The 14,433-nt window shown below is 65.5% G+C and carries 14 protein-coding genes; 9 read left to right on the top strand and 5 right to left on the bottom strand.

Going from position 1 to position 14,433, the window contains the following annotated elements:
* Positions 1-41 precede the first annotated feature (41 nt).
* Positions 42-1,076, bottom strand: a complete 1,035-nt coding sequence (locus ACZ9AQ_RS19165) for an OmpA family protein (RefSeq protein ID WP_429206302.1) — start codon at positions 1,074-1,076, stop codon at positions 42-44.
* 504 nt (positions 1,077-1,580) lie between these two features.
* Here ACZ9AQ_RS19165 and ACZ9AQ_RS19160 point away from each other — a divergent pair.
* The 5 genes from ACZ9AQ_RS19160 (at position 1,581) to phbB (ending at position 5,786) form a co-directional block, all read left to right on the top strand.
* On the top strand, positions 1,581-2,204 hold the full coding sequence (locus ACZ9AQ_RS19160) for a winged helix-turn-helix domain-containing protein (protein WP_429206301.1): 624 nt from the start codon (positions 1,581-1,583) through the stop codon (positions 2,202-2,204).
* A 244-nt stretch (positions 2,205-2,448) separates the two neighbouring features.
* Complete coding sequence (locus ACZ9AQ_RS19155) at positions 2,449-3,195, top strand: glutathione peroxidase (protein ID WP_429206300.1); 747 nt, start codon at positions 2,449-2,451, stop codon at positions 3,193-3,195.
* A 2-nt stretch (positions 3,196-3,197) separates the two neighbouring features.
* Positions 3,198-4,085, top strand: a complete 888-nt coding sequence (locus ACZ9AQ_RS19150; protein ID WP_429206299.1) for a M90 family metallopeptidase — start codon at positions 3,198-3,200, stop codon at positions 4,083-4,085.
* A gap of 205 nt (positions 4,086-4,290) precedes the next feature.
* Positions 4,291-4,845, top strand: a complete 555-nt coding sequence (locus ACZ9AQ_RS19145) for a hypothetical protein (protein ID WP_429206298.1) — start codon at positions 4,291-4,293, stop codon at positions 4,843-4,845.
* 161 nt (positions 4,846-5,006) lie between these two features.
* A complete protein-coding gene (phbB, locus tag ACZ9AQ_RS19140) occupies positions 5,007-5,786 on the top strand; it encodes an acetoacetyl-CoA reductase (RefSeq protein ID WP_429206297.1) in 780 nt (259 codons plus the stop codon).
* Positions 5,787-5,865: 79 nt separating this feature from the next.
* On the opposite strand, the gene ACZ9AQ_RS19135 is transcribed toward phbB, so the two are convergent.
* The 4 genes from ACZ9AQ_RS19135 to ACZ9AQ_RS19120 all read right to left on the bottom strand — a co-directional run bounded on the left by ACZ9AQ_RS19135 (position 5,866) and on the right by ACZ9AQ_RS19120 (position 10,299).
* Entirely contained in the window at positions 5,866-6,471 is a 606-nt protein-coding gene (locus ACZ9AQ_RS19135) for a hypothetical protein (protein ID WP_429206296.1), read from the bottom strand.
* A 9-nt stretch (positions 6,472-6,480) separates the two neighbouring features.
* Entirely contained in the window at positions 6,481-7,332 is an 852-nt protein-coding gene (locus ACZ9AQ_RS19130; RefSeq protein WP_429206295.1) for a hypothetical protein, read from the bottom strand.
* Between the two features lie 572 nt (positions 7,333-7,904).
* Positions 7,905-9,269, bottom strand: a complete 1,365-nt coding sequence (locus tag ACZ9AQ_RS19125; protein WP_429206294.1) for a DEAD/DEAH box helicase — start codon at positions 9,267-9,269, stop codon at positions 7,905-7,907.
* Positions 9,270-9,519: 250 nt separating this feature from the next.
* Complete coding sequence (locus ACZ9AQ_RS19120) at positions 9,520-10,299, bottom strand: inositol monophosphatase family protein (RefSeq protein WP_429206334.1); 780 nt, start codon at positions 10,297-10,299, stop codon at positions 9,520-9,522.
* 181 nt (positions 10,300-10,480) lie between these two features.
* On the opposite strand from ACZ9AQ_RS19120, the gene ACZ9AQ_RS19115 reads away from it, so the two are divergent.
* From ACZ9AQ_RS19115 to ACZ9AQ_RS19100, 4 genes are read left to right on the top strand one after another with little or no spacing between them, the layout of a single operon-like run.
* Positions 10,481-11,251 carry an RNA methyltransferase gene (locus tag ACZ9AQ_RS19115; protein WP_429206293.1) on the top strand — a complete coding sequence of 257 codons (771 nt, stop codon included), beginning with the start codon at positions 10,481-10,483 and terminating at the stop codon, positions 11,249-11,251.
* A 36-nt stretch (positions 11,252-11,287) separates the two neighbouring features.
* The gene (locus ACZ9AQ_RS19110; protein WP_429206292.1) at positions 11,288-11,821 is read left to right on the top strand and encodes a hypothetical protein; all 534 of its coding nucleotides are present in this window, start codon (positions 11,288-11,290) and stop codon (positions 11,819-11,821) included.
* Positions 11,818-13,437: a GMC family oxidoreductase gene (locus tag ACZ9AQ_RS19105; protein ID WP_429206291.1), complete on the top strand. Its 1,620-nt coding sequence runs from the start codon at positions 11,818-11,820 to the stop codon at positions 13,435-13,437. The genes ACZ9AQ_RS19110 and ACZ9AQ_RS19105 overlap by 4 nt, the downstream gene beginning before the upstream one ends.
* Positions 13,434-14,408, top strand: a complete 975-nt coding sequence (locus tag ACZ9AQ_RS19100) for an esterase/lipase family protein (protein ID WP_429206290.1) — start codon at positions 13,434-13,436, stop codon at positions 14,406-14,408. Before ACZ9AQ_RS19105 ends, ACZ9AQ_RS19100 begins: the two co-directional genes overlap by 4 nt.
* The last annotated feature ends 25 nt before the right edge of the window (positions 14,409-14,433 follow it).

Here is a 14,433-nt window from a genome sequence, read left to right as displayed (position 1 = left end):
GGCGGGAGGGCGAGTGCGTCAAGGCGATGTCGCCTAAGGTATTACTGCTGCACTGGCACTTCGACCGTGATCTGGTCGACTTCGACGCGACGGTTCGGTTCCAGGCAAGCGATCAGCTGAGCGCGGTTGCGCTGGTTGCACTCGACCAGCGGGTTGGCTTCGCCCTTGCCGACGGCGCGCAGGCGGTTGCCGTCGATGCCCTTGCCGACCAGGTATTCGCGCACGGCGTTGGCGCGGCGCTCCGACAGCTTCTGGTTGTACGATTCCGAACCCAGGCGGTCGGTGTAGCCGGTGATCTCGACGTTGGTAACCGAGGTGTCGGCCTGCAGGGCGGCGGCGATCTCGTCCAGCTTCGGCGCCGGGGTGATCACTTCAGCCTTGTCGAAGGCGAACAGCTTGGTGGCTTCCAGGGTCACTTTCTGGAAGCGCGGTGCTGGTGGCGGCGGCGGTGCGACTGGCGCCGGTGCTGGAGCCGGAGCCTCGACCACTGGGGCTGGCGCCGGTGCCGGCGGTGCTGGCGGCGGGTTGAACGCGTAGTTCAGGCCGACGGTCAGCATCTTGTTGTTGCTGCGCTTGAAGCCGAATTCTTCGTCATCACGCAGGAAGCCGCGCACGGTGCGCAGGTCGGCCTGCAGCGACCATTGCGGGGTCAGGCTAGCCTGGAAACCGATACCGACGGTCGCGTACGGCGAGTTTTTCTCGACGAAGCGGCCGGCGACACGGTTCTCAACCTTGTCACGCTCGGCGCCCAGGCCGAACAGGACGAACGGACGGAAGCGATCGCGGCTCAGCATCAGCAGGGCGTCGACGCCCAGCAGGGTCTGGCGGTAGTCGTTGATGCCTTGCTCGAAGCGGGTCTGGCTGGCGCCGATCTGGATGTCCCAGTTCTGGTGCACCGCCTTACCGAACTTCAGGCCGCCACCGGTGTCGCGATCATCCACGCCGAAGTCGGCATCCGGCTTCACGTGGTTGACGCTTGGCTGGATGTACCACGACGGGTTGAGTTCTTGGGCGAGGGTGGCGCCGGATGCGCACAGCAGTGCAGCAGCCAGGGCGATCTTCTTGGTATTGTTCACAGGTAACTCCCGTAGGTTAAAAGTTGATGACAACGCATACGTCAGCAGCGATGTTGGATAAAGCATAACAGTGCAAGTTCCGTAAGCTCGGTGCGGTAGCGCACCCAACGCGGAATGGCTGTGCAATTTTACAACAGTGGAAAAATCTCTACATTTCTAAGATGAAACGAGCTGTAACGACGTGACGAGCGTGATGGCGCACTCCATCGCCCGCCAGAACGAAATATTTATATTAGGAAAGTTGTGTGACATTCTGCCATCCCGTGTGGCGCAGGCAGACGCCCGGTGGGAGCGCTCGCATGTGCCGCATCGTCCACGCCGGAAGGGGTCGCTAAATAAATGCTTTTAGGAATGTTGTTGAATGTTGGTTGGCGCACAGACCATAGTGTCTGATGCAGGCAATCTTGAGCCCAGTTAAGCGGAACCGAGATGTTGTCAGGGTGTCAGACGACACACAGCGACCCGGACCACACAGTCTCACTCTCTATATTGGAGCTCATCGATATGCATGCAACGACTCAGCACAACGCGGTCTCCGGCGACACCGGCGCAGTGCACACTACCAGCAATTCGGCGCTGATCGAGCGCGTCCCACCACAACCGACCGAGCGCGCCCCGATTTCGCTGGCCCCGATCGAACGGGTGCGTTCGACCTCGGCCACTCAGCGTCGCATCGAAAACATGCAGAAGCTGATCAACGAGCTGTCGAACCACGAAATGCTGGCCGACGAGATCGCCTGGTTCCTCAAATTCTCGCCGTCGGGCGCCCGCAAGTACATCCGCGACCTGCGCGAAGCCGGCGTGATCGAACTGGCGCGCTATATCGAAGGCACCGCCACCTACCTCGGCAAGGCCGTGTACCAGATCTCGCCGGATCCGGATCGCGTCAAGGCCTTCCTGGCCGCGATCTGCCAGCCGAAGCGCGAAGGTGTTGCCCCACGCAAGGAACGTCCAGGCCTGCGCGAGCAGAGCATGGCCGGCAGCGGTCGCCATTTCCACATCCTGGCCGATGACACCCACTACGCCATCCGCGTGAACCGCAGCCCGGTCGCGCGTGACCCGCTGGTGGCTGCCTTGTTCGGCCCGGCGCCGAGCCAGAATGCCGTTACCGCCAAGGAACGCGCCTGAGTGCGCGCCCGGAGGCGTTGCGGTAGAGACCCGCAACGACTCCGGTCAGACGATCGCTGTCGTCATTTGTGCCGCGCTTCATGCGCGGCTTTGTTTTTTCAGGCCCCACCGTCCAGGCCGGCTGCCGCGGGACGCCATCCGGGTGACCACTTTATTGCAACTCTTATGTTGAAAACCGGTCAATTATCCTCACTTGCCTGCCATGTCGCCGCTCGCCGGCAGGTGCAACCAGATAGGAGTGAAGATGTTACCGAGTGCCGAATCGCTGGAAGGCAAAGCAGTCCCGAGCGTGGTCTTCAAGGCCAGGCCGGACGATCAATGGCGTGACCTCAGTTCGGACGAGCTGTTCAAGGGCCGTACGGTCGTCGTGTTTTCCCTCCCGGGCGCGTTCACGCCGACCTGTTCCTCGACCCACTTGCCGCGCTATAACGAACTGGCGCCGGTACTGCATTCGCACGGCGTGGACGACATCCTGTGCATCGCGGTCAACGATGCCTTCGTCATGAACCAGTGGAAAGCCGGGCAGGATGCGGGCAACATCACAGTTATTCCAGACGGCAACGGTGACTTTACCGAGGGCATGGGCATGCTGGTCGACAAGCGCGAGCTGGGTTTCGGCCGCCGCTCCTGGCGCTATTCGATGCTGGTGCGCGACGGCGTGATCGAGAAGATCTTCATCGAACCGGAGCGTGAAGGCGATCCGTTCGAGGTATCGGACGCCGATACCATGCTGGCCTATCTGGCGCCGGATGCCGAAGTACCGGAACCGGTCGTCATGTTCTCGCGTCCCGGCTGCCCCCATTGCGCCCGTGCCAAGCAGGCGCTGCGCGACAATGACATCCACTTTACCGATATCTCCGAAGACCAGAAGATCAACACTATCGTCCTGCGCGGCGTCACCGGCCGCATGACCTGGCCGCAAGTCTTCGTCGGTGGCGAGCTGATCGGCGGCGCCGACGAGGTGCAGGCCTGGCTGGCCGGCAGGGCCTGACCGTGGAAGGCATCGTAGTCGGCGCGCTGGGCCTGGCTGCGCTGGCAGCCTGGCTGTGGCCGAAGTGGCGCCTGCGGCAGGCGCTGGCGCGGCCCTTGCCGGCGTTTCAAGCGGCCATCCTGGCGCGCAATCTCGCCCAATACGGTGGGATGGACGACGGGCAGCGCCGGCGCCTGCAGCGCATGGTCCAGCAATTTTTGCACGAGAAGAAATTCGTCGGCTGCGCCGGTCTGGACGTCACCGACGAGATGCGGGTGACGATCGCGGCCCAGGCCTGCCTGCTGTTGCTGGGGCGGGTCGGCGATACGGGCAAGCCCGACATCTATCCGACGTTGGACCTGATCCTGGTCTATCCCGGCGCCTTCCTGGCGCCGCGCAAGCAGGTCGACGTGGCGGGCGTGGTGACCGAGGAGCGCCAGGACCTGCTGGGCGAATCCTGGGGCGATGGCCGCGTGATCTTGTCGTGGGACCATGTGCGGCGCGCCGGCCATGCCGCGCCGGCCGGCCACAACGTGGTGCTGCACGAATTCGCCCACCAGCTCGACAGCGAGTCGGGCAATACGAATGGCGCTCCCTACCTGGGCAGCGGCGAGCGCTACCGAAGCTGGTCCGAGGTGCTGTCGCGCGACTATGCCAACCTGCGCCAGGAGGCGATGTGGGGCACGCAGGGCGTGCTCGACCACTATGGCGCGACCAATCCCGCCGAGTTCTTCGCAGTGGCCACCGAAAGCTTCTTCGAGCAGCCGCACCAGCTGGCGGCGCGCCATCCGGACCTGTACGAGGAATTCCTCAAGTATTACCGGATCGATCCACGCCAATGGCAGAGCGCTCCGCCGCCGCCGGCGGAGCAAGCGCCGAGCTACGGCGTCGTCTATGGACAGTGGCGCTAAGTACTCACCCATCAATAAAACATTTATTTCCGGTTGAGTACTTATGGTAACCCTGGCCTTGCAGTGGCAACGAGCAGCGTGCGATCGCGTACAGATCGCTGGGCGCGGCCCGCATACGCTCGAGCTACCGTATCTGCCACTTTTGCCTTTATTTGCCACCACTTGGTTGCCACTTATTTGCCACATTAATGGGGAGGATTCGCCGATGTCCATCATCATCGCAGGACGTTTCCAGCTTCAGGACGAGGTCGACCGTGCGCGCGACGCCCTGGTCGACGCCGGATTCGATGTCGACCGCATCAGCGGGTTCTACCTGACCCAGCCTGGCCAGCACGACATGACGCCCATCGGCGGCGACCATATCCAGTCGCCCGGCGCCAAGGAAGCGCCCGAAGGCGTGATGCAGGGCGTGGCCACCGGCGGCGCCGTCGGTGCAGCGTTGGGCGCCGCCACCTCGCCCGTCACCGGACCGCTGGGCCCGGTCGTCGGCGGGCTGGTGGGCGGCCATGTCGGCTCGCTGTTCAGCTTCAGCAAGATGAAAGAGCGGGGCGAGCCCGAAGAGGGTGGCGAAAACGCCGTGCCGCCGCGTCCGGCAGGCATGCTGGTGGCGGTCGCCTTCGACGATCCCGACCTGCAGGCACGCGCCGTCGACCTGCTGCGCCAGCTGGGCGCCCACCACATCGAGCGCGCCCAGGGCAATATCGCCGGCGGCGACTGGGCCGATTTCGATCCCAGCAGCAGGCCCGACGTCATCGCCTGAATTGTCGTGGCGCCAGGCACCGTGTTTGTCGTGTTGTTCATTGCACAGAGGTTTTGTCCTGTTCACACTTGATCCTAATCAACAGCCTACTGTTGTCGTTTCCATACACTCGGATGCTCGCAGCCGCGCCAGCGGCGCGCCAACGAGAACAGGAGTACGACATGGCAGGAGACACGGTAGCAAAGCAGGTAGCAAAGCACGAAGCGCGGGTAGCCCTGGTGACGGGGGCGATGGGTGGGCTGGGCACGGCGCTGTGCCGGCGCCTGCATGCGGAAGGGTTCCTGGTGGCGGCGACCCATTCGCCGCAGAATGTACGTCGCGACGCCTGGCTGGCCGGCCAGGAAGCGGACGGCGTCAAGGTGCGCGCCTATGAGCTCGACGTTTCCAATGGTAGTGCCTGCGAGAACGTCGTGCAGCGTGTGCTGGGCGACTTGGGCCGCATCGACGTCCTGGTGAACAACGCGGGGATCACGCGCGACCGCAGCATGCGCAAGATGAGCGGGGAAGACTGGCAAGCGGTCATGAGCACCAATCTCGACAGTGTATTCAATATGACCCGGCCAGTGCTCGAGGCGATGATCGCGCAGCGCTGGGGGCGCATCATCAATATCTCTTCGGTCAATGGCCAGCAAGGTGCTTTCGGCCAGGCTAATTACGCCGCGGCCAAGGCTGGCATGCACGGCTTCACCAAGTCACTGGCGCTGGAAGTGGCGCGCCACGGCGTCACGGTCAACACGGTCTCGCCCGGCTACCTGGACACCGCCATGGTGGAAAAAGTGCCGCAGGACGTGCTGCGCGACCGCATCCTGCCGCAGATCCCCGTCGGCAGGCTGGGCAAGCCGGCGGAAGTGGCGGGGCTGGTGGCGTATCTGGTGTCGGACCTGGCAGGCTATCTGACGGGCGCCAATATTGCCATCAATGGCGGACAGCATATGTATTGATGAGGTGGCGGCCTGCGGCGGCCTCGCCGCCGCGGGCTGCGATTCGTGCTGCAACTCAGGCTGCGATTCAGACCAAGGTTCAGACCGCGGCCGTCGGCGGCGTCAGCGCATCGAGGGTGGTGCTGTGGAGATGGATTTTTTCGATGGCCAGCGCGATCGGTGTCGGCTGGCCGGTGGCGACGGCGCCGGCCAGCGACAGCAGGCCGCCGACGAGGCCGGTGACTTCGCCGATCACGCCGATGCGCCGGATCTTTTCGGCGGCAGCGGAAGTGAGGCCTACGAGCCGGCTTTGCGGCTGGTCCAGGCCCTGGATGACGAAGGCGGCGGCGTCGGCATACAAGGTGTTGGCGCGCTGGCGCAACACCATTTCATCGTCCAGCAGGCGGCGCATGGCGTCCTGCACCTGGACCGGGACGCTGCCGCCGTCGTAGCTGCGGATCTCGCGCAGGATGCGTTCGTGCAGGCGGTCGGCGATCGTCGACAGGCCATCGGCCAGTTCGACCACGTGCTGCATGCTGGACAGGCCGCCTGCGCCCGCGGCATGGGCGGTCGTGGCGACGGCGTCCTGGGCCTCGGCGGGTGGCGCGGCCCGGCCCTCGGCAGCGATGGCCTGCGCCGGAGGAGTCCCGTCCTGCGCGGCAGCCGCATCCGACGGGCTGGTTTTCTCGTGTGATGAGTCCTGCATGACGTCTCCTCAATCGCCGTTCAGTCCGTCGCGGATCGCCCGCAGGTCGCGGCCGTAGTTGGCGAGCATGCGCCGCGTCTCGTCGCTCGTCAGCTTGTGCATGTTCTCGCGCATCTTCTGGTGGCCGAGCGCCACCTTGGTCAGTCCCTGCAGCGCCAGCTCGTAGCGGCGGTCGATCAGCTTGTACTCGGTCGACTTGTTCAGGTAGTGCACCTTGGCCAGGGTGACCAGCATACGATCCGTATTTCGGTTCGAAAATGGAAGCTCCACATCGAAGATGCCGAGCACGGTCTTCTTTTCATTCTCGTTGGTTTTGTAATAGAGGCGGGTGAGCGAGATCATGGCATCGAGCAGCACCTGCACATCCGCATCGCCGTCGCGCACCATGGTCTCGACGCTGCGGTTCTGATAACCCGAGGCGATCACGCGCGTGAGCAACCGGGTCATGCCCGTGTACGCCGCCACATGACGCTGCTGCAAGCCGGATTCGACATTCGCCTTCAGTCCATTGCCCAAGTCATCGATCCGATCCGACAAGTCGTAGCGTCCGTCGCCCGCCAGCAGGCTGAGAGTTTGCATATACAGAACCAGCGTCTTCTGGATGGCGACGAAGTCGTCATAGACGGCGCGCCGCCGCGCATCGTTTTCGCGCGCGATGCGCTCGGCCTGCGGCGACAGATAGGGCTGCTCGCGCTCGTAGGTATCGCGGTAGCGCCGCGACAATTCCGCATACCCACCCAGCTTGGCGGAGGCATCCGCGAACTCGCGCACCTCCTGCAAGCTGACCGATCCAGGCGATGCGCAGCCGCCGAGCAGCACGCCAAGCCCCAACACCAGCCCCACCATCATGCGACGCAGCATTGTGGATCCTCCCGACCGCCAGCCCGAAAACCCCATTCTTCCAAACCCGCACCGGCTCACATTGCCAATTATCAATTCCCCCTCGTAATCTAACCCCCTCCGCATAACAATCGGGGTCAGAGTCGAATTAAATGACAACATTCAGAGTTGTCAAACAATTCGACTCCGACCCCAATTATTGAGCAAATTACTAACGGAATGCTCATCTCCTGACTTTTCCGTCGTCAAAATGAATTATGGCTATTGGCCAATAATTCGACTCTGACCCTCATTGATTTAAAGGCTAAAGTTCACGGTGGGATAAGGCTTTGATGGAAACTGGCAAAAAAATGCGCAGGATAAATCGCTATTCACGAAAAGCGGGCAATTCAATGGCGCGAAGGGAATAAAACAATGAGGGTCAGAGTAGAATTAAATGACAACATTCGAAAGTTGTCACTTAATTCGACTCTGACCCTCATTATTGGGTAATAACTTGGCTGAAACAATCAGAGGGTCAAGTCAGCGGATTGGGTGGTGTGACAATCTTTCCCAATAATTCGACACTGACCCTCGTTGTTGACCCTTGTGGATCAGCGGTCCCGGCGGGCGGCGGAGGCGGGGCGGGGGCCGCTCTGGCGCTTCGCGGCGGGGGCGCCGGTGCCCGGGGTGCGCGGCTTGCCGCCACCGCCACCGCCACCGCCACCGCCGTGACCACGGCCACCGCCGCCGCCTGGACGGCCGCCGCGGCCCGTGTGGCCCGGGGCGCCGCTACGCAGCTGGATCGGTTGCGGTTTGGCGTTCAGGTCGGGCTCGAAGCCGGGGATCACTGCGCGCGGCAGGGTTTGCTTGATCAGCTTTTCGATGTCCTTCAGCATCTGGTGCTCGTCCACGCACACCAGCGACACCGCTTCGCCCGTCGCGCCCGCACGGCCGGTACGGCCAATGCGGTGCACATAGTCTTCCGGCACGTTCGGCAGGTCATAGTTCACCACGTGCGGCAGCTGGTCGATGTCGATGCCGCGCGCCGCGATGTCGGTGGCCACCAGCACTTGCAGGCTGCCATCCTTGAATTCCGCCAGCGCCTTGGTGCGCGCCGACTGGCTCTTGTTGCCGTGGATCGCCATCGCGCTGATGTCGTCCTTGCCCAGCTGTTCCACCAGTTTGTTGGCGCCGTGCTTGGTGCGCGTAAACACCAGCACCTGCTGCCAGTTGTTCGACTTGATCAGGTGCGCCAGCATCGGGTGCTTCTTGTCGCGGTCCACCGGGTGGATCGTTTGCGCGATCACTTCCACGGTCGAGTTGCGGCGCGCGACCTCGATCGATTGCGGATTGTCCAGCAGGCGGTCGGCCAGCGCCTTGATGTCGTCCGAGAAGGTGGCCGAGAACAGCAGGTTCTGGCGCTTCGGTGGCAGCAGGGCCAGCACCTTGCGGATGTCGTGGATGAAGCCCATGTCCAGCATGCGGTCGGCTTCGTCCAGGATCAGGATCTCGATCTTCGACAGGTCGATCGTGCCCTGGCCCGCGTGGTCCAGCAGGCGGCCCGGGGTGGCGACCAGGATGTCGACGCCGTGCTTGAGCAGCTTGATCTGCGGGTTGATGCCGACGCCGCCGAAGATCACGGCCGAATTCAGGTTGGTGTACTTGCCGTACAGGCGCACGCTTTCCTCGACCTGGGCCGCGAGTTCGCGGGTCGGGGTCAGCACCAGGGCGCGGATGGCGCGCGGCGCGGTCTTGTTGCGCTGGGCGGCGCCGACGGCGTCGCTTGACAGGCGGTGCAGGATCGGCAGGGTGAAGCCGGCGGTCTTGCCGGTGCCGGTCTGGGCGCCGGCCAGCAGGTCGCCGCCGTTCAGGACGGCGGGGATGGCCTGGCTCTGGATCGGCGTCGGGGCGGTATAACCTTGTTCGGTCACCGCGCGCACGATCGCGTCAGAGAGACCAAGTGAAGAGAATGACATAGATTTTTTCAGTAAAAAACGGCCCGTCGCCACAGTGGCGGCAAGTCCTGGGAATCGGATTGAGGCGGGCGCGCGATCAAGCGGTCGCCCGGACGCTGCCGCGCAAGGCGGTCAGCAAGGATTATCGTGAATTTAGTTTCACTGTAGAAAGTTTTTGCGTCTGACTATGTAATGCTTTGTAAGACGCCTGGAAAAGCAAACGGGCCACCGGCAAGCGCAGCCTGCCAGTGGCCCCTGGTAAGTCGTTATTTTACGCGAAAGGCGAAAGCAGCGGGACGAGTGCGCCAAAAACCTTCGGGCCGGCGGCGATCACGTGGCCCTTGTTCAGGTATTCGGACTCGCCATTGAATTCGCCGACGATGCCGCCGGCCTCGGTCACGAGCAGGGCGCCGGCCGCGATATCCCATACCTTCAGGCCTTTTTCGAAATAGCCGTCGATGCGGCCGGCCGCGACGTTCGCCAGTTCCAGCGCCGCCGAGCCGCCGCTGCGCACGCCGTGGCTGCGCGAGGCGACCACTTCGTACATGCGCAGGTATTCGGCCAGCGCGCGGGGATCGGGACCGTGGCCGGCCGACAGCAGGGCGCGGCCGATGCGCTCGGTGGGGCGCACGCGGATGCGCTTGTCGTTGAGGTAGGCGCCGGCGCCCTTGGTCGCGGTGAACAGGTCGTTGCGGACCGGGTCGTAGACCAGGCCGTTGGTGATCACGCCGCGGTGCTTGAGCGCGATCGAGATGCAGTAGTTGGGATAGCCGTGCAGGAAGTTGGTGGTGCCATCGATCGGGTCGATGATCCACACGAATTCACTCTCGTCGTTCAGGTTGCCGGATGCGCCGCTTTCTTCCGCCAGGATGGCGTGGGTCGGATAGGCCTTGAGCAGGGTCTCGACGATCGCCTGTTCCGCCGCCTGGTCGACGTCGGTGACGAAGTCGTTGTGTTGCTTCTCGGAGACGACGATGCGATCGATATCGAAGGACGCGCGGTTGATGACGGTGGCGGCGCGGCGGGCGGCCTTGATGGCCGTGTTGAGCATTGGGTGCATGGAGGCTTTTCCGTGAAAAACGCGAACGCCCACTCACGCACAGGGGGTGTCGTGAACGATCAGCTATTAAAGAGTGATTAAAGAGCAGGGCAGTGCCGAAACGGCTACAATCGCGGGCTTGTTCCCGTTATCACAAAAAACCGTCCGCACTGCGCGATGGTCGCTATTGTAAATGAACCCGACCCAAACCGACACTTCTCTTTTCAAGCGCCTGCGCTTCGTCCTGGTCGAGACCAGCCGCGCCGGCAACGTCGGCTCGGTGGCGCGCGCCATGAAGACGATGGGTTTCAGCGACCTGGTGCTGGTCGCCCCCAAGTGCCAGGATCCGCTGACCGATCCGGAGGCGGTGGCCTTCGCCAGCGGCGCCATCGATGTCCTGAGCCAGGCGCGCATCGTCGCCGACGTCAGGCAGGCGCTGGACGGCTGCAACTTCGCCGCCGCGGTCTCGGCGCGCCTGCGTGAATTCTCGCCGCCGGTCTGGACCCCGCGCGCTTTCGCCTCCTTTGCCGCCGATGCCGGCAACCAGCCGGAGCTGCGCCCGGCCATCGTGTTCGGCAATGAGCGGGTCGGCCTGCCGAACGGGATCGTCGAAGGCTGCAACGTCTTGATCAACATCCCGGCAAATCCCGACTACTCGTCGCTCAACCTGTCGCAGGCGGCCCAGGTGCTGGCCTATGAAGCGCGGCTGGCGGCGGCGGGCGACGGCGTCGATGCGCGCGGCGTGGGCTTTCATGGCGAGAGCGCCAGCGTCACGCAGGTGGATGGCATGTACGCGCACCTGGAACAGGCACTGACGGCGATCGGCTTCCTCGACGCCGACAACCCGAAAAAGCTGATGCCGCGCCTGAAGCGCCTGTTCGCGCGCACCGGCCTCGAGACCGAAGAAGTCAACATCCTGCGCGGCATCGCCAGCGCGATCCTGAAGGCCAGGCCGCCCCGCTGAACCGTCCTTGCCCGGCGCATGTCGTACACTAAGGACATGGCGAATCTCTCCCGCACCTCTCGCAGGACCTTCCTGGCCGTGGGCGGCCTGGCCGCGCTGGCGCTGGGCGCCGGCGGCGCCTGGTACCGCGCCACGCACACACAGGCGCCGCGCCGCTTCGCCCTCGCCGGCGAGGCGCGCGCCGCGCTGCACGCGATCGCGCCGGCCATCCTCGACGGCGCGCTGGCCCACGATCCCGGCCGCCGTGCGCAGCAGCTGACGCGCGCCATCGACGCCGTCGAAGCCGCCATCCGCGGCCTGCCGCAAGCCACGCAAGAAGAAGTGCAAGACCTGTTCGGCCTGCTGGCCCTGCGTCCGGCGCGGCGCCTGCTCACCGGCGTGCCGACCGGCTGGGAAAGCGCCGACATCGCCCACGTCAGCGCCTTCCTGCAAGAGTGGCGCGTGCACCGCCTCAAGCTGATGCGCAGCGCCTACGGCGCGCTGCACGACCTGGTGCTGGGCGCGTGGTATGCGCAGCCGGCCAGCTGGGAAGCGCTCGGCTACCCCGGTCCGCCCAGGGTGCCGGCATGACCGCCCGCATTCCCGATCCGATCGAAGCCGGCCTGGCGCGCGGCTGGCGCGTCATCGACGGCTCGCGGCTCGAGCACGACCGCACGCTGGAGGCGGACGTCGTCATCGTCGGCAGCGGCGCCGGCGGCGCCATCAGCGCCGAGATCCTGGCCAGGTCAAGCCTGTCGGTGATCGTGGTGGAAGAGGGCCCCTTGAAATCCTCGCGCGACTTCCAGATGCGCGAAGCCGACGCCTATCCCGACCTGTACCAGGAATCGGGTGCGCGCAAGACGGCGGACAACGCCATCAACATCCTGCAGGGCCGCGCCGTCGGCGGCTCGACCACGGTCAACTGGACCTCGAGCTTTCGCACCCCCGAATCGACCCTGGCCTGGTGGCGCCGCCACCACGGTCTCGCATTCGCTTCAAACGACGAGCTGGCGCCATGGTTCGCCATGGCCGAGCGCCGCACCGGCGTGGTCGACTGGCTGGTCGGGCCGAACGAGAACAACGACATCCTGCGCCGCGGCGCGGCAAGACTCGGCATCCCGAGCGCCGCCATCCGCCGCAACGTGCAGGGCTGCTGGAACCTGGGCTACTGCGGCATGGGTTGCCCGACCAATGCCAAGCAGTCGATGCTGGTCACCAGCATCCCGGCGGCGCTCGACAACGGCGCCACCCTCGTCACGCGCGCGCGCGCCGAGCGCCTGGTCCTGCGCGGCCAGCAGGCCGAGGAGCTGGTCTGCACCGCGCTCGACGGCGGTGGCGTGCTGCCGAGCGGACGCCAGCTGCGCCTGCGCGCGCGCCACTTCGTGGTCGCCGGCGGCGCCATCAATTCCCCGGCGCTGCTGCTGCGCTCGAAAGCGCCCGATCCCAGCGGCGAGCTGGGCAAGCGCACTTTCCTGCACCCGACCGTGATCTCGGCCGCCTTTCACGAAAAGCGGGTCGAGGGCTGGGCCGGGGCGCCGCAGAGCGTGTATTCCGACCACTTCCTGGCGCAGGGCCCGATCGACGGCCCGATGGGCTACAAGCTCGAAACGCCGCCGCTGCATCCGCTGCTGACGGCCACCATGATGAGCGGTTTCGGCGAGCAGCATGCGGCGGCGATGCGCGACTTCGCCCACCTGGGCGCCATGCTGGCGCTGCTGCGCGACGGCTTTCACGACGAGTCGCCCGGCGGCGTCGTGCGCCTGCGCCATGACGGCAGCGGCGAACTCGATTACCAGCTGAACGACTACCTGTGGGACGGCGCACGGCGCGCGCTGCTTTCCATGGCCGAGATCCAGTTCGCGGCCGGCGCCCGCAGCGTGCAGCCGGCGCACGAGAAGGCCCAGCGCTACCGTTCCTGGGCCGAGGCGCGGCGCGAGATCGCGGCCCTGCCGCAGCGCGCCCACCTCACGCGCGTGGTCTCGGCCCATGCGATGGGCGGCTGCGCCATGAGCGGCGACGAGCGCGGCGGCGTGGTCGATCCCTCCGGCCGTTACCGGGGACTGGCGAACGTGTCGGTGCACGACGGTTCATTGTTCCCGACCTCGCTCGGCGCCAATCCGCAGCTGACCGTCTACGCCGTCACGGCGCGCCTGGCGAGCGGCCTGGCGGCAAACCTGACGGGCCGCCCGGCGGCGGCGCTGGCATGAGCTCGCGCACCCTGCTGCGATGGATCCTCCTGGTGCAGGCACTGGCGGCGCTCGGCATCGGCGCGGCCGGCATGCGTTGGCTCGGGTTGACAGGCTGGCAGGCCGCGGCGCTGGGGCTGGGCAGCGTGGCGCTGGTGCGCCTGGTTATCAACGTCAACAATTTCCTGTTGTCGGCACGCGCCGCCAGCCCGACCCCGCCCGCTTTCCAGATCGCGCCGGGCGCCGCCTTGCGCATGGCCTGGGAAGAGTTCAGCACCAGCATGCTGATGACCTCCTGGCACATGCCGCGCGCGCAAGCGCGCACCCGCCTCCATCCCGGCGCGGCGGCGCCGCCGGTACTGCTGGTGCACGGCTATGGCTGCAACAGCGGCTACTGGGCCTATCTGGCGCCGCTGCTGGATGCGGCGCGCATCAGCCACGCCACGCTCGACCTGGAACCGCTGACCGGCGACATCGACGGCTATGCCGCGCGCATCGAGGAAGCGGCCGGGCAGCTGTGCGCGCAGGCCGGCGCGGCGCAACTGATCGTGGTCGCCCACAGCATGGGCGGGCTGGCGGCGCGCGCCTGGATGCGCACCCACGGCGCAGGGCGGGTGGCGCGCCTCATCACGCTCGGCACGCCGCACCACGGCACCTGCCTGGCCGCCTTTGGCCTGGGCATCAACGCGGGCCAGATGCGGCGCATGGGCGTGGCCGGACCCGACTGCGCGTGGCTCACCGCGCTCGCGGGCGGTGAAGCGCCCGAGATACGCGCGCGGATCGTGTCGATCTACAGCCACCACGACAACATCATCGCGCCGCAGACCTCGAGCGAACTGCCGGGCGCGCGCAACCTGGCGCTGGGCGGCGTGGGCCACGTGGCGCTCGGCCGCAACCCGCGCGTGCTGGCCATGGTCATGGGCGAGATCGAGGCCTTGCGCAGCGACCGTGCGGCGCCTGCCGCAACGCCCCATCGACGTGGCATCACGTAGCCGACTCCCGCCGCGCCGCGTGGTA

It is taken from the genome of Massilia sp. UYP34 (genome assembly GCF_056279385.1).
The sequence above is the reverse complement of the archived record's forward strand: the minus strand, read 5'-3'. Positions and strand labels throughout refer to the sequence as shown.

Coding starts and splice junctions, on each gene's coding strand:
- ACZ9AQ_RS19160 (WP_429206301.1), top strand. CDS start 1,581: ATGCATGCAACGACTCAGCACAACGCGGTCTCCGGCGACACCGGCGCA.
- ACZ9AQ_RS19155 (WP_429206300.1), top strand. CDS start 2,449: ATGTTACCGAGTGCCGAATCGCTGGAAGGCAAAGCAGTCCCGAGCGTG.
- ACZ9AQ_RS19145 (WP_429206298.1), top strand. CDS start 4,291: ATGTCCATCATCATCGCAGGACGTTTCCAGCTTCAGGACGAGGTCGAC.
- phbB (WP_429206297.1), top strand. CDS start 5,007: ATGGCAGGAGACACGGTAGCAAAGCAGGTAGCAAAGCACGAAGCGCGG.
- ACZ9AQ_RS19135 (WP_429206296.1), bottom strand. CDS start 6,471: ATGCAGGACTCATCACACGAGAAAACCAGCCCGTCGGATGCGGCTGCC.
- ACZ9AQ_RS19130 (WP_429206295.1), bottom strand. CDS start 7,332: ATGCTGCGTCGCATGATGGTGGGGCTGGTGTTGGGGCTTGGCGTGCTG.
- ACZ9AQ_RS19125 (WP_429206294.1), bottom strand. CDS start 9,269: ATGTCATTCTCTTCACTTGGTCTCTCTGACGCGATCGTGCGCGCGGTG.
- ACZ9AQ_RS19120 (WP_429206334.1), bottom strand. CDS start 10,299: ATGCTCAACACGGCCATCAAGGCCGCCCGCCGCGCCGCCACCGTCATC.
- ACZ9AQ_RS19115 (WP_429206293.1), top strand. CDS start 10,481: ATGAACCCGACCCAAACCGACACTTCTCTTTTCAAGCGCCTGCGCTTC.
- ACZ9AQ_RS19110 (WP_429206292.1), top strand. CDS start 11,288: ATGGCGAATCTCTCCCGCACCTCTCGCAGGACCTTCCTGGCCGTGGGC.
- ACZ9AQ_RS19105 (WP_429206291.1), top strand. CDS start 11,818: ATGACCGCCCGCATTCCCGATCCGATCGAAGCCGGCCTGGCGCGCGGC.
- ACZ9AQ_RS19100 (WP_429206290.1), top strand. CDS start 13,434: ATGAGCTCGCGCACCCTGCTGCGATGGATCCTCCTGGTGCAGGCACTG.